Raw genomic sequence first — 15,692 nt, 5'->3', positions numbered from 1 at the left:
TGTATGTTTTTTTTACAGTTTATTTTGCTAGTCTTATTTTTAGTCATTCCCCTCTAAATTACTTGCATTTTTTTATCTATTGATATATCCTCATTCATAAGATTTGGTTATAAAATAATAATTATCATTAATATACCTATAGTAAGTACCTTATTGATAATTGCTTAGTTTTATTTATCATCTCTCTATGTATTTTCTTGTAAATATTTATTACATTATATATTGTTAATGCATACAATAAACGAAATGAGAAAATTATTTTTAACCCAATAGGCATGGATATTTAATTTATAGTTAAAATTTAAAATGGTTTTTTGTTCAAAAAATTATATATTAATATTAAAAATTAATATAACTAACATAAAGTTATTGACAGAGTAATTTCTTTTGCATATAATGAAATTAATAAATGAGAAATATAGTAAATCATTAGAGATAAGTAATTAGGTTTATTTTTTCAGAAAGCTAGTAGTTGATGTAAACTAGTAAAATAACTTAATGAAATCCACTCTACTATAAGAAAATAGAGAAATAATCTATTTCGGTCAGTTGCCGTTATCTACATAATTGAGTGCAATATTAAATTAGTTTATCTAATTTTATTGAATTTGGGTGGTACCGCGGATTTAAGCTTATCCGCTCCAATGAATTTTAATTCATGGAGTTGGATAAGCTTTTTTTATTAGAAGTTAAGAAAGGATGATACAAAATGTTAGATATTAAAAAAATACGGAAAAATTATGATAATCTTATTGTTTTATTTGAACAACGTGGTGTTGAAAAATCTACTATTGATCATTTACTTGAATTAGATCAAACACGTAGAAATATACTACCAAAATTAGAAGAACAAAAACAACTAAGGAACAAATTATCTGACGAAGTAGCAGAATTAAAGAAAAGTAATCAATCTTCCGAAGAAAATATCGAAAATATTCGTAAAATCAATAAAAATATTAAGGAATTAGCTGGTGAATTATCTCTAACTGAAAAACAATATACAGATATTTTAGTAAATTTGCCAAATTTACCAGATGAAACTGTACCTTTTGTCCAAGATGAAGATGATAATATAGAAGTTAAACGTTGGAGTAAACCAAGACAATTTGACTTCCATCCCAAAGCACACTATGAAATTGGTGAAGCTTTAGATATTCTTGATTTCCAACGTGGAGCAAAAGTAACAGGTGCTAGATTTTTATATTATAAAAATTTAGGTGCACGTTTAGAAAGAGCCATCTATAATTTTATGTTAGATACACATATTAATGAACACGGCTTCCAAGAAATGATTACTCCTTATATGGTTAATAGTAAGTCTATGTTTGGTACTGGACAATTTCCTAAATTTAAGGAAGATGTTTTTCAAGTAGCTGATACTGATTATACACTTATTCCTACTGCTGAGGTTCCTTTAACAAATTATTATGCAAACGAAATTTTAAGCGAGGATGAATTACCTATTTATTTCACTGCTATGAGTCCTTGCTTCCGTTCTGAAGCTGGTAGTGCTGGTAAAGATACAAGAGGGTTAATTCGTTTACATCAATTCCATAAAGTTGAAATGGTTAAATTTACTACTGAAGAAACTTCTTATGATGAATTGGAGAGCCTAACACGGGCAGGTGAAGAAATACTTGAAAAATTAGAATTGCCTTATCGAACGATTGTATTATGTACCGGGGATATGGGCTTCTCTGCTGCAAAAACTTATGATATTGAAGTTTGGATGCCGGCACAAAATACTTATCGTGAAATCAGTTCTTGTTCTAATTGTGTTGACTTTCAAGCAAGACGGGCAATGATCCGCTATAGAACAAAAGACGGAGAAATTAAATATGCACATACATTAAATGGCTCTGGATTAGCTGTTGGTAGAACAGTTGCTGCTATTATTGAAAATTACCAAAATGAAGATGGCTCAGTAACTATTCCAGAAGTATTGCAACCTTATATGGGTGGTCAATCAGTGCTTAAATAAAAAATAAGTAGAAAGCATTTATTTAAGGCTTTCTACTTATCCTTTTATCTAAAATATCTACATAACTGCTCCAATTTAGATTAAAATTTAAAAAACAAAATAAAATTTATATAAAAAAATTCATAATATTATCTTTTAATTTTAATAAATGTTTATTTAATGGACCTTTAGGTTTATTTAAATAAACATTTTATTTTTTGGGAAAATATTTTAAATATCATAGGCTTTTAGCTATTTTTTAATATGTATTGACAACGATAGTAAAATTAGTACAATGTATATCGGTGATAAAATTATTAGTGATCAATATTTTTGTTATTATATTCTTTATTAAAAACTGAATATACTTTTTTGTGAAATTTATAATTAGTATATTCATTTTTATAAATGTGAAAATTTGGAGGTTAATTATGAAAATTTTACTTGGTGTCGGCATGTTATTATTAGTTATTTTAGTTATGTTTCTGTTTGCGTTTTATGCGCCAAATGGACGTAAGGCTTTATCTGCTTTATCAGGTGCTGCATGTTCAACTTTTTTACCTGAAGCTTTCCTACATTATGCGATCGGTGATGTATTTCACATACAGTATGTTGCTAAAATAGGTGAAACTATGGGAGGTTTAGGCGGTTTAGCAGCTGGAACGTTAGTCCCATTAGCATTTGGTATTAGTCCAGTATTTTCTGTAATTATGGGTGTTTCTTTAATTAATTTTAAACTTTTACCCGCTTTTGTTGCAGCATACTTGTTATCTTTCGTCCTAAAACAACTTCAAAAATATATTCCTGAAGGAATTGATTTGATTGTTATCATCTTAGTTATCCCACTCTCTACTTACTTTGTTGCTGATATCATCCAACCATTTGTAATGGGTATACTACAAATCATTGGAAACTCTATCCTATCTGCAATTGGAGCAAATCCATATTTCATGGGAGCACTTTTAGGTGTTATTATTCCGATTGTTGGTATGACACCATTAAGCTCAATGGTATTAACAGCTCTTATTGGATTAACAGGTGTTCCTATGGCGATTGGTGCTTTTGGTTGTTTTGGTAATTCTATTTTGAATTTCATGCTATTTAATAGATTACCTTTTGGTGATAAATCAACTGCTTTGGCTGTTACAATTGAGCCTCTTACTCAAATAGACATTATTAGTTCAAATCCTATTCCAATTTTTGGTACCAATGCAGTTGCTGGTGCAATTAATGGAATGATTGTTACTTACTTTGGTTTAAAAGTTCCTGTAACTGGTATGGCAACACCTTGGGCTGGATTATTGGTTGTTTTAGGAAATAACCCAATTAACAAAGCTTTAATTACTGTTGCATGTATTGTTATTTGCAGTTTGGTAATTGGTTTTATTGGTTCTATAGTCTTCAAAAACTTTAAACTTGTAACGGTTAATGATCTTAGAAAAGATACACAAATTTCTTAAAATAAATAGTAAAAGGACATGTTTAGCATGGTAGAAAATATTAAAAATTCTAGAAAAAAACAAAAAGTATTAAACTATAAAAGTTGTTTTGATATCATTGGACCTATTATGATTGGTCCATCAAGTTCACATACAGCAGGAGCTGTCTCTATTGGTCAAGTTGCTAGAAAATTATTTGGCAAAACACCTAAAAAGATTATTTGCAAATATTATGAATCTTTTGCTGAAACCCATAAGGGACATGGGACTGATTATGCTATTATTGCAGGTATTTTAGGTTTTGCTACAAACGATTCACGTGTACCGCAAGCCATTGAACTTGCTGAATCTGAAGGTATTTCTATTGAATTTATAGAAATGGAAGGAGATAGTTCTGTTCATCATGCAAATACAGCCTGTCTATATTTAGAAGATGATACACATAGTATTCATGTGACTGGCATATCTTTAGGTGGAGGTACTATTGAAATCAAATATATTGAAATTGATGGATTTATTATTGAACCACAAGGTACTTTACCTATTTTGTTAACCTTGACAAAAAATGAGAACACAAAAATTGGTATTGAGAATATTTTGAAAGAAAACAATATTAAAATAAATAAAATTGTAAAACTTGAAAATGATCAGGATTACTTATATGAATTTGATTTAGACTCACGTCCATTGCCAGCTATTGCAAATGAACTAGTTAATTTTGATAAGGAAACAAGAATTATTTTATTATAATTTTGTTATTATTAGGAGAGAAAATTATGTATTTATCAATAGAAGAATTTATAACAGCAGCAGAAAAAACTGGAAAATCTTTATCCGATTTAATGATTGAACAGTAAATGGAACAATCTCAAATGAGCTTTGATGATGTGTGGAACATCATGGAACAAAATTTACAAACAATGGAAAATGCTGTTAAACGTTCACAAGAAGGAGAAGGTGTGTTTTCTTCTACTAGTTTGACCGGTGGAGATGCTATTAAATTAAAAAATTATAGAGAAAATCACCAACCTTTATCCGGTGAATTAATGATGAAGGGGATTCAAGCAGCAATTGGTACAAATGAAGTTAATGCTGCTATGGGCGTCATTTGTGCCACTCCAACAGCTGGTGCTGCTGGTACTTTACCTGGAGTATTATTTACGATTAACGAAACGCTTGATTTATCAAAAGAACAAATGATTCGATTTTTATTTGCTGCCGGTTTATTTGGTATTGTGGTTGCTAATAATGACTGTATTGCAGGTGCTACTGGTGGATGCCAAGCTGAAGTCGGTAGTGCATCAGCAATGGCCGCTGCTGCTGCTGTTGAAGTGGCAGGAGGCACACCTCGCCAATCTGCTGAAGCTTTCTCTATTGCTATGCAAAACCTTTTAGGTTTAGTTTGTGATCCGGTAGCTGGTTTAGTAGAGATACCTTGCATTAACAGAAATGCTATTGGTGCTGGCAATGCATTGATTGCTGCTGATATGGCTCTTGCAGATATCAAAAATAAAATTCCAGCAGACCAAGTCGTTTCTGCCATGGGTGAAATTGGTGCTACCCTACCTGCAAGTTTACGAGAAACCGGTCTAGGCGGTGTTGCTGGAACTGATGCAGGAAAAGAAATGAAAAAACGAATTTTTGGCTAAATCTTAATTTTTTGTTTTTTATGTTTATTCTTAACTGATTCTATAAATAATAGGAGGTTGATGAACAATTTTTATCCGCCAGTTTTACTAATAGTTCTTTTAATTTTCGTGTTAAATCAAGTAATTGGTCATCCTCACCAATAAGCATTGTTCTTGAATAATTCTTCATAAATTCTTGATAACTATAAAGTTCTTTTATATCTATTTCTGGATGCTCGTGTTGCTCTTTTACTATATAGCTTGCTAATCGCCATTCAATTCTAATTATTTTTTGTATTGCCTTTTCTCTATTTTTTTTTGCTTGGATAATTGGATAAATGATTGCACCAGCAACAGAGATTACTTTTGAAATTCCTGCTACCCATTCGGATAAACTTCCCCATTCAATTTCCATATTTCTTCAACTCCCTCAATAAATTTTTATAATTATCTGACAATAATTTGTATATTCATTATTAATTATTTTATATTTATACAGATCTATCAACTATCGTTCATCATTATTTATGATTACTTTTTTATTCTTATACAATATACTATATTCTTTTCATTTACTCAAGGCAGTTATTTAATGAGAAATATATGCTTTAATAATTTCTTGTTTTTTTAATTTTTTCTAATTCAATAGTTCATTTCCTATTTTCATTTCTAATAATTAATATTTTTTATGTAACTAGCTAGTTTCTTTTAATGAATCTTTTTCTACCAATAGTGTTAAATTTCAATTATCTATACAATCCCAATAGCACCTTTAAGACAACGGCTTATAAAGTTGGATTCATAAAAAATAACCGTTATCCTGCTAAAGATAAGACGGTTATTTTTTATTGCTCTTTTAATCAATTTAACAATCAAATTGATTGAGGCAATCAATAATAAACATACAAAAAACAAAAAAGCTAAATTATTTCATTTGTTAGTATTTAATTCTTATTATTTTTTATTTTATTCAACAAATTTGTTTTAAAATAGAAAAAATAAAGTTTATTTAGAATTAACTTGGTCCATTCAACAGTGTCCATTCAAGTATTCCTTGATATTTCCCTGGTTTATCTGCTGGTGTGATAATGATAAAAATACTATCATTTTTATCTAATTGGGTAGAGGTCTCACCCGTCAAAATGGTTTGATCTTCCTGATTCAGAATATACTCTTTTCCTTTAATTGTAAAATGAATTCTTTCTAATAATTGTTCCTCGTTTTTTGCAGAAAAAGGTAGCATTTCTTTAATATTAATTTTCCATTTTACCTGAGCATCATCAATGACTTTAATCTCATTTTTTAGCGCATCGGGAAGTAGAATGCCGTATTTCTCGTTCTTAATTTCTGTTTCACCAAAAGAAAAAATAGGGGGTACTCTCAGCTCGGGTTCTCTTGCAATAATTTGTCGTTCTTCTTTATTGCTTTCTGTATTGTAATGATTTGAAACAACATAAAAGATTACTTTTTTGCCTATCCACTCTTTTGGAATATTAAATGTTAGTGAATCTTTTTTTCCATTACTAGTTGTATAATGATGAATTAACTGTCTCTTTCCATTATATTCTCCATATAAATCATATGCATCAGATAGTTCTAAAGAAACAGAAAAATTCATTGTTACCTCTGTTTGTGTTCCTTGATTTATAGTGAGGGAATCTTTATTAAGTATTTCAAAATGAATGTTATTTTTACGTAAATATTGATGTGTAATTTCTTTTGTCTTCTCTAATAATATTCCTTTATCGTTGTTTTCAGAATCGTTAGAAGGAGTGAAAACAGGTTGATAGTTTGGAATATCAGGATATTCCTTTGATAAATCAAAAGACAGAGTTAAAATACTTGGAATGGTTAAGGGATCTCTCAAAATTTTTTCTGGATTATCTATATCAACAAAATTAATATTAATATTTCCTTTATAAAAAATTGAAGATTGTCCCTTACTAATAAATGTGTTGTTTGGTATAGAAGTTGTTTGTACTTCAAACGGTACTTTTAAATAGCCATTGTTATCTATCCTCCCAGGATCTACTGGTTTTTCCTCTGAACCTATCCATTTTGATTTCACTAAATACATTAATGCCGTATTATATAATCGATTATCTTTAGGATTCCTCGCTATTAATATTATGTCATTTTCATCCTTAACAGATAGACTGAATAAATCCGTAAGATTATTCCCATCTGAATCTAACACCTGAAACCCATCAATTTTATATTGTGAAAACGGTAAACTATCTATCTCTTTTCTAAAATTGGTAGCCAAAGCATTGAGCTTTCCATTTGATGCATTTGATTCATCTGCTATGTTATTACTGATATCTTGAACTGCTGTAAGAGTCAGGTCATTTGAATTAAATGTATCAAACCTCTCATCTAGCCCATAAGCATTTGAAAGCATTGAAGCATTTAAATTTTCATAATTATACTTAATATAAGAGTTATAGCCTTGTTTATGATTAAAATTAAAGGATACTTCGGTTGTTGGATATAAAATACATTGCAAAGAACTATTTATCCCAGTATCAACAGCAGAAGTAACATTGTTTTGTAGTGTTAGTTCGCCATTTGATTCTTCCTTATATGTAAACTGATTTGTAGGATCTGCAATTAAATATCTAATTTTATCTTTTCCTATTTTTAAACTCACTTGCTTATTAATTTTATTCCAATTTGTAGTTAAAGGAATAGAAACAGGATTGTTAGCTTGATCAAAAAATTCGAATTTTATTGTAATCCAACCACCTATATCCAAGTCTATATTTAAAAAATCTTTTTTATTAATATATAGACCTCCGGCTCTTCCTGTTAACGTTATCTTTACATTTATATTCTTTCCTTGATAATAACCGATATGATAAATCATTGCTTGAGCTTCACTAGGAGTTTTATTTACATATAGTTTTTCACCATTTAAAACTTCTCCAGACAATTTTTTAAAATAGGTATTTTTTCCATATCTAAAGTTAAATATATCTTTGCTTTCCGGCAACATTGTTCCACTATATTGAAAATTTGGTAGTTGTGTAATAGGGTCAGCATAGCTCTCTTGTATATTAATCATAAAAAAACAAAATATAAAACAAGTCAGGGGTACAAAAATGATTAGCAATTTATTCTTCAAATTTCTTCTTCCCTTATGAATATTTATAAATAGAAATGTAACTACTCAATTTTTAAACATGTTGCTAAAAATTTTTTTTTCATATTTTCTCCTATATATTTATTATATTTAAATGATTAATAACTTTTTCTGTAGTCCAAGTCATCCATTGAAATAACAAGTAAATAATTTCTATACAGTATTTCTTTTTTATTTATTAGTTATCCATCTTTATTGATTAAAAATTTTAATTGATAAAGATGGATAAAATTTTTAATTAAAAAATTAATAATCTGAGAAATTATCATTTTTAGTATCGTCTTTTGCTATTATAAAATGTTTCCTTGAATTAACTCATATAATAAATAAATATAAACTTATTGTCAACATTTTATTTCCAAATAAAAATAATAAATATAAAAATATATCAGAAAAACTCATCCAAATAAAAAAGGGAGAGGCATTCTCCCTTTATCAAGTTAGTATATTAGGTAAATTCTATTTTGATCCTGCTGTCTCTAAAAATTTATTTCAATTCAAAAAATGCTGTATAGTTGTCTATATTCCTTCATTGTTGATATATGTTTCTAATTTCTTTGCTTAGTATAAATACTACCTTAGCTTTGATATATTTTTTTGTTAATTATAAGAATACTTAAAATTAAATTTATTATAAAAATAAATTATTTAAATCAACATCTGTTTATTCTTTTATATTCCTGATCGAAATATCTACCATTGCGGATATCATCGGGCAATTCTTTATAGGGAGCTTCACTAATGACGTCGTCATTATTTAGGCCAGCATTTCCAATGTAGGTAATTGTTGCAAATTCAGGCACCATTAACTTAGGATAAGTCTCATATTTTTCACGAGATTCTTCCATTAGGTCGATGTGTTCATTTTGGTAGGTAACCGTAATTTCAGGGTGATCCTGCACCCACTTTGGAAAGAAGATTGTGCCGTTAAGCTTATTTTCATTAGGAACAAAATCTAATACTACATCAGTTCCAGTGGGTTCCGTCCAAGCTACTTTATAAATACCTTCTGTAAGCATAACGATATCTGCTTGTTGATCTGTTACCCAACGACCAGCAACCATGCCACCATGTATTCTATAATCAACAGTATGATCATTCTTAGCATACCATTCATATTCCCAACCGTTATCATAAGTATAGATAAAGTGGGTTCCCAAAAAATCAGATAATGTTTTAAATATCTTTTTTGACATAGATTTTCCTCATTTCTACATATAAATATAAATATATGTTCATATGTAGAAGATATAATATTAATATAATTATGTCAATATAGATGAAGAAAAAATTATGTTGCAAAAAATTTGTTCATAATACATTATTTTAAGATTACTAAAAGATAGCTCTCAAACAGGTTATAAATTTGGCTAAATATTTTGATTCTAACATAGGTGAATTTTTTGAGTCATAAATAATAGCAATATAACTCGCCATAATGTAAAAATATTATTAACATCTAGTAAAACACAGACTAGTGAAAAGTGGGTTAAAAAAGAATATTTATTGACAATGAAAACAAATAAATTTTAAGACGCTGGCTAGAAGAGTTAAAGATGTTGGATAATCATTAAAATAATGTTTTATCAAAATTGTATTTTATAGAAAATAATAATCACTTAACAGATATAATAAACAAAAAATAAATTTACATTCTTTGGAATGTAAATTCTAAAATCATAGAAAACAACATAGTATAATACTTTAATTATTAGATAAGATATTTTTGTCTAACTTAACTTTACAACTAATTTCAGTTAATACAATTTATATACCATTCTCTTCATAAAATGACTTGATTTAAAGAAAAAGTTAGTTATATTCCTCTTTATTCCTTAACAGATCCACTTGTAATTCCTTCTACATAGTATTTTTGTATAAAGATAAATAACAAAGTGATTGGAACAGCAATGAGTACACAGCCAGCTGTAAAGGCCATAAAATACTTATTCATATTATCTTTTGTTTGCATCGTAAATAAACCAATAGCAACCGTATACTTATTTACATTGTCTCCTAAAATTATCTTTGCAAAGATAAAATCCATCCATGGAATCATAAAAGTAGTTAGTGCGGTATAAACAATCATTGATTTACTTAATGGCAAGGTTATACTGATAAAGATTTGATACCGATTTGCGCCGTCCATCATGGCAGATTCATCTAATGTTTTAGGAATCGTATCAAAGAAGCCTTTAGCAATATAAAATGCCAAGGCAGAAGCCGATGAATAAACCAAAATCAATGCAAACAAACTTCCTGTTAGATTCATCGCTTTTAAAATATAATACACAGCAATCATACTCATAAATCCAGGAAACATATTTAATACTAAAGCTATTTTTAAAAACGACTTTCGCATTTTAAAACGTAAACGACTCAACGAATAAGCAATTGCAATTGTACTTAACGTTGAAATGAGACAACTAAAACTGGCCACAATCAATGTATTTATAAACCATTGTACAAAAGGATAAGTTGAACTTGTCAGTAATAATTGATAGTTCTTTATTGTCCACTGTTTGGGAATAAAGTAGGTGACAAAGGTTCCTCCTTCTTCTCTAAAACTTGTCACAATAATCCAAACAATTGGAAATAACCACACAATTGCCAGGAGTGTTAAAAGTCCGTAGCAAAAAATCAATCCCGTTTTTTTCGTTGTTTTCATTTTGCTTACACTCCTTCTGTTTTGAATGAATTGCTTCGTGTATAGGCAAGTAATGAGAAAGTTGCGGAAAGAATAAAGATAATGATGCCAATTACAGATGCCAGATTATAATCTGCTACTGTTACGGTTAATTTATACAACCATGTTACTAACAAATCTGTCTCTCCTGCTGAGTAATAATTACTATTTGCAGGTTGACCACCTGTTAATAGAAAAATAACATTAAAATTATTAATATTTATAATAAATTGTTGAATGAGACTTGGGAACATTACAAATAAAATTTGTGGAAAAGTAATCTTTTTAAAAATTTGTACTTTAGTTGCACCATCTAATTCTGCCGCTTCAATCTGATCTTTTGGCAAGTTTGTTAAAATACTAGTAGTCACAAGCATAGTGACTGGAATACCTACCCACATATTAACGATAATTATTGTTATTTTCGCCATTATACCATTTGTTAAAAATGGAATTGGTTGAGTAATCCATTGCCATTTTTGTAATAAAGTATTAATCGGTCCAGAATTATTGAATAAATTAGCCATAATTAACAAACTAACAAATTGTGGAACAGCCATCGTAATAACAAAAATAGTTCGCCAAACCTTTTTACCTTTTATTCCTTTCGTATTGATTAATAAAGCTAATAAAATACCAAAGAAAAATGTAGTAATCGTCGCTAGAATTGCCCATACGATTGTCCAAATAAATATGGGAAAAAAAGTACCTGCAATATCACCATGGATCATTTCATTAAAATTTGAAAATCCAACACAATGAAATAGGTTTTTTGACGGTAAATGGTTATGATCATAACTCGTAAAAGCAATAGAAGTCATATAGACTAATGGTAAAACAGTAAATAATAGAACACCTAAAAAGGGTAAACTGATTAAAGTAATATAGAAATTTTCATTTAATAAACTACTCAAATCTTCTCTTAAATTTGGTATCTTTTTTCCTGCTTTCTTTAACTGAAAAATTTTTCGAGTGCTTCTCAAGTTTACAATATATAAAACTACAAAGGCCATACAAATCATAATGGCAACAATGCCAAATAGAAGTAGCAGCATTGAATTATCGCCTGCTTCTTGTACCTCAATTCCTAAAGAATCATCCATAACCCAACTTTGTGCCTTTGTTCCTAAAGTTTGTAGCATCTTTAAAGCCTGAAAACCATAAAAAATGAACCAAGCAATGAAACTGATCTGAAGTAATAAGAACAACAGCCCTTTGATTTTTTGTTTATTCGCAAAATTTGTGCTTCCCATAATCAAATAGGAAGCTTTTATCGGCAGATCTCCTGTTTTGAATACTCGCCAAAAAGAAAGCTGGTTTGTTTGATTGTTCTTTCTCATCCCTTCCTCACTTCCTCTTCTATGCCTATTTTTAACTAATGAATGAAAAATAGGAAAAGAATGCCCTAATATCCTTTCCTACTTAGAAGTTTTATCTTCTGATTATTTTGATTTACTCGTATCTTTTACCAGTTTATCTAATTTTGATTAAAATTGATTTTTAGAGATTTTATGATTATACGTATCATTAATTAAAGCATCGGCTGGTTCCCAAAATGAAACCATTTCTGGCAGTTTTGGCATGGTAACCGAATGTTCTTCATTACTCATTGTCATTACTGCATGGACAACTGCATCCGATTGGACATTTGATTGTTCTAATACTTCTTTATTGGATGGCACAATCCCATTCTTTTCAAATACGGTTAACTGATTTTCTTTTTTTGTAAGATAATCTGCTAAAGCCATCGAGGCCAATGGATTTTTCGTTGATGCATTTACACAAAATAATTTTACTCCTAAAAAGGCTTTTTGTTGGGCTTCGCCATTTCCAAAATTGACTGTCGGATAAGATGTTACTGCGAAATTTTTTCCTAATGCTTTTTTAGCATCATTTTTTGACCATGGACCTGATAAGAAAGCATCAATTTCTCCATTTCTTAATCTAGATAGGGCATCATCATTGGATTGAACAACGCCTTTGTTATCTTTTTGATCATAAATCCAATTTAATACTTGAACGCCTTTTTCATTATTAAAATTTGTTCCTTTTATGTTTTCTCCTGTTTTTCCATAGAGTTCATCACCATTTGACATAAATAGAGGCACAAAGACATAATTCGCATTCTCTTCACTAAAATTTGTCCCTAGTTTTCCATTTTTCGTGATTGTCTCCCATGTTTTCATCTCTTCTGCTGTTAATTTAGATTTATTGTAATAAGCAATCAGTGTTTCCATCCCATAAGGATAGCCATATAATTTGCCATTATACGTAGCTGAATCAACAAGATTTTTTGCGTTATTTTTTTTGACATTATTGGCATATTTTGTGTTTGGATAAATCGTTCCTGCTCCTACTAATTGGCCTAATTGATCATGAGGCATCATAAAAACATCGGCTGCAGCACTTGGATCCTTTTTTACATTTTCTTGGGCTTTTCCTGTCTCACTGGGTTTCACAATGATCTTCAACCCTTTATGTTCGTTTTCAAATTGTTTGACTATAGGTTTATAAATGTCAATAACAGCTGCATCTACCCATAATTTTATGGTCCCCTTCTTCTCTTTTCCGCCTGTAGGTTTTATTTCTTCCATTTTCTTGTTATTATATGCTGTTAAAATTACTATTATTATACTTAAAGCCATAAATATTTTTATAAATTTTTTTCATTTTTCTCCTCCTTTTTAACAATTTACATTTTCAATTTTGAAAGTGTTATTTTACTTTGTCAAAAAAAAAGACTTTCAATAAGAAAGTCTAAATAAATATTAATCAATCTATTTTTAGTTAATAATTAAAATAGTTATAAAGATATCTTTTACAAAATAACTCACTTTTCTCCTAAGTAATAAGATGTCATGAGTAATCAAAGAATAAGATAAAAATTAGAAATATTAAGCCATGTCATGAAAATTTAGTTAGAAAAACTGACACATAAACACAAGGATTACTATTAAAATATGCGTAAAGCAGAAATTTTGTACTTATAGTTGTTCTCTTTTATAATTGTATTAGTAATTCTTCAGAATTACTTATAAAAATTTTTTAATTTAATAAAAAGTGAGGGAAAAAAATGAATAATAAAAAAATGACTCGTGCCCAAGCAGGCCACAAAGGTGGAGAAAAAACTGCTCAAACACACAACAAAGAATTTTATGAAGAAAACGGAAAAAAGGGCGGAGAGAAAACCGCCCAAACACATAACAAAGAATTTTATTCAGAAATTGGTAGAAAAGGTGGAAAAAATTCTCACAAGAATGATTAATTCATTGTTTAGAGAAGATTTCTACCAATTATACTAAAAAGAGCCTATTAGGCTCTTTTTAGTATAACATACATATGTTTCTATGTTAATATAGATAAACGAAAAATTATTAAATTATTGCTATATAAAATATAAATATTTTAATTCACCATTAAATTACTTACTTATCATTTTAATTAAAAAATCTATTTATTCTGTAAGACAATTGATATTTCAGCAATTTCAATTAACCTATTAGAATGAGAGCAAAACATACTTCTCTATTTTTATTTTTATAATTTCTTCTATTCGTTTTACTATTTATTTTTATTGGTAAATCGTTTTTTTATTTTAGCAATACTTATTTAATTTCATTTGAATAAAATTATAATGATTAAATAATTTTTCTTTCTGATTTTTGTCTGCATGAAATTTATGCAGACAATTAATGTTTGATTTTTTTCTATTGTATTTTATGTAAATCTAAGTACACAAAAAATTTTTTATTTTTTCTGAACATATATTATATTACTAGCTTCTTTTCTAGTATTGATATTTATTATAAGGTAACTTCTATTACTTCATAGATAGAATCCAATGAAAATCTAAAAATGAAATTTCTATTTTGTATTATTTAAAATAAATAGATTTCATTTGCTATATATAGAAAATAATGCTAAATATGCTAAATATTTGGCTTCATATTATGAAACTTAAAATAAATAGTATGAAATAAAAAACAGTTTTTTACAGAAATGAAATTAGAATGTAACAAAAGATACAAGTTGTTATGGTAAAAATACCCATGTAATACAAATAAATGATAAAGTATTCCTTGTCGTTGATAGCGGCGAATAATAAATTACTTAAAAGGGGATTACACATTTATATGAAATCACTAAAAACAATTTTATTAGGAACTACGCTAGCAGCAGGGATCGGATTAAGTCTTGGAGCAGGAAATGTTCATGCAGACAGTTTATATAAAGTACAAGCAGGAGATACATTATCAAGTATTGCTGCAAAAAACCATACAAACATACAAGAGGTTGCAAACAAAAATCAAATTTCAAATATAAATATGATTTATGAAGGCCAACAATTACAAATTAAAACGGCAGATTCAGCTGTAGCTACACCAAAAACTATGCAGGCAACACCGATTGCTCAACCAGCACTAAGTACAACACCAATGATACAAAAACAAGCACCAGCTCAAACAAGTGCGCCAACAAGCGATTCAAATTCAGCAAAAGAATGGATTGCACAAAGAGAATCAAGTGGCTCATACAATGCAACAAATGGGAAATACATAGGTCGATATCAATTAGATGCTTCATACTTAAAAGGTGATTATTCACCTGCAAACCAAGAAAAAGTTGCTGAAAACTATGTTTCAGAACGTTATGGTTCTTGGGAACAAGCAAAAACTTTCTGGATGAATAATGGTTGGTACTAGGAAATTTCTTTTAAAGATTAATTGCATAAAATTTTTCTTGTAAATATTAGACAAGCTTGATTAATAATCAAGCTTGTCTTTTTTTATTATATTTTTAGTTTTATTTTCTTTATTTTTACTGAGTATTTCTCTAT

12 protein-coding genes and 1 other annotated feature are annotated in these 15,692 nt (G+C 28.8%); of the genes, 6 read left to right on the top strand and 6 right to left on the bottom strand.

Annotated features, from left to right (window positions below; translation table 11 throughout):
- The first annotated feature begins 416 nt into the window (after positions 1-416).
- Positions 417-647: a binding site (T-box leader), on the top strand.
- A gap of 62 nt (positions 648-709) precedes the next feature.
- The 4 genes from serS to sdaAA all read left to right on the top strand — a co-directional run bounded on the left by serS (position 710) and on the right by sdaAA (position 5,048).
- Positions 710-1,981 (top strand): serine--tRNA ligase, encoded by a 1,272-nt coding sequence (gene serS, locus MPTP_RS08775; protein WP_013774774.1) that lies wholly within the window; start codon positions 710-712, stop codon positions 1,979-1,981.
- Positions 1,982-2,391: 410 nt separating this feature from the next.
- Complete coding sequence (locus tag MPTP_RS08770) at positions 2,392-3,420, top strand: PTS sugar transporter subunit IIC (protein ID WP_013774773.1); 1,029 nt, start codon at positions 2,392-2,394, stop codon at positions 3,418-3,420.
- A 27-nt stretch (positions 3,421-3,447) separates the two neighbouring features.
- Positions 3,448-4,149, top strand: a complete 702-nt coding sequence (gene sdaAB / locus MPTP_RS08765; protein WP_013774772.1) for an L-serine ammonia-lyase, iron-sulfur-dependent subunit beta — start codon at positions 3,448-3,450, stop codon at positions 4,147-4,149.
- Between the two features lie 107 nt (positions 4,150-4,256).
- Positions 4,257-5,048: an L-serine ammonia-lyase, iron-sulfur-dependent, subunit alpha gene (gene sdaAA, locus MPTP_RS08760; protein WP_231849685.1), complete on the top strand. Its 792-nt coding sequence runs from the start codon at positions 4,257-4,259 to the stop codon at positions 5,046-5,048.
- A gap of 40 nt (positions 5,049-5,088) precedes the next feature.
- Here the strand turns inward: sdaAA and MPTP_RS08755 are convergent, their stop codons facing one another.
- The 6 genes from MPTP_RS08755 to MPTP_RS08730 all read right to left on the bottom strand — a co-directional run bounded on the left by MPTP_RS08755 (position 5,089) and on the right by MPTP_RS08730 (position 13,449).
- Entirely contained in the window at positions 5,089-5,442 is a 354-nt protein-coding gene (locus MPTP_RS08755; protein WP_013774771.1) for a hypothetical protein, read from the bottom strand.
- A gap of 600 nt (positions 5,443-6,042) precedes the next feature.
- Complete coding sequence (locus MPTP_RS08750; protein WP_231849684.1) at positions 6,043-8,091, bottom strand: hypothetical protein; 2,049 nt, start codon at positions 8,089-8,091, stop codon at positions 6,043-6,045.
- A gap of 731 nt (positions 8,092-8,822) precedes the next feature.
- Positions 8,823-9,365 carry a phenolic acid decarboxylase gene (locus tag MPTP_RS08745; RefSeq protein ID WP_013774769.1) on the bottom strand — a complete coding sequence of 181 codons (543 nt, stop codon included), beginning with the start codon at positions 9,363-9,365 and terminating at the stop codon, positions 8,823-8,825.
- A gap of 632 nt (positions 9,366-9,997) precedes the next feature.
- On the bottom strand, positions 9,998-10,837 hold the full coding sequence (locus MPTP_RS08740) for a sugar ABC transporter permease (RefSeq protein ID WP_013774768.1): 840 nt from the start codon (positions 10,835-10,837) through the stop codon (positions 9,998-10,000).
- 5 nt (positions 10,838-10,842) lie between these two features.
- Positions 10,843-12,195, bottom strand: coding sequence for a carbohydrate ABC transporter permease (locus MPTP_RS08735; RefSeq protein ID WP_013774767.1), 1,353 nt, complete (start codon positions 12,193-12,195; stop codon positions 10,843-10,845).
- Positions 12,196-12,342: 147 nt separating this feature from the next.
- On the bottom strand, positions 12,343-13,449 hold the full coding sequence (locus tag MPTP_RS08730; RefSeq protein ID WP_013774775.1) for an extracellular solute-binding protein: 1,107 nt from the start codon (positions 13,447-13,449) through the stop codon (positions 12,343-12,345).
- Between the two features lie 479 nt (positions 13,450-13,928).
- On the opposite strand from MPTP_RS08730, the gene MPTP_RS08725 reads away from it, so the two are divergent.
- Entirely contained in the window at positions 13,929-14,120 is a 192-nt protein-coding gene (locus tag MPTP_RS08725; protein ID WP_013774766.1) for a KGG domain-containing protein, read from the top strand.
- Positions 14,121-14,988: 868 nt separating this feature from the next.
- Positions 14,989-15,558 carry an aggregation-promoting factor gene (apf, locus tag MPTP_RS08720; RefSeq protein WP_013774765.1) on the top strand — a complete coding sequence of 190 codons (570 nt, stop codon included), beginning with the start codon at positions 14,989-14,991 and terminating at the stop codon, positions 15,556-15,558.
- Positions 15,559-15,692 lie beyond the last annotated feature (134 nt).

Source organism: Melissococcus plutonius ATCC 35311, from assembly GCF_000270185.1.
GTDB lineage: Bacteria > Bacillota > Bacilli > Lactobacillales > Enterococcaceae > Melissococcus > Melissococcus plutonius.
This window is presented reverse-complemented; position numbering and strand designations above follow the sequence as displayed.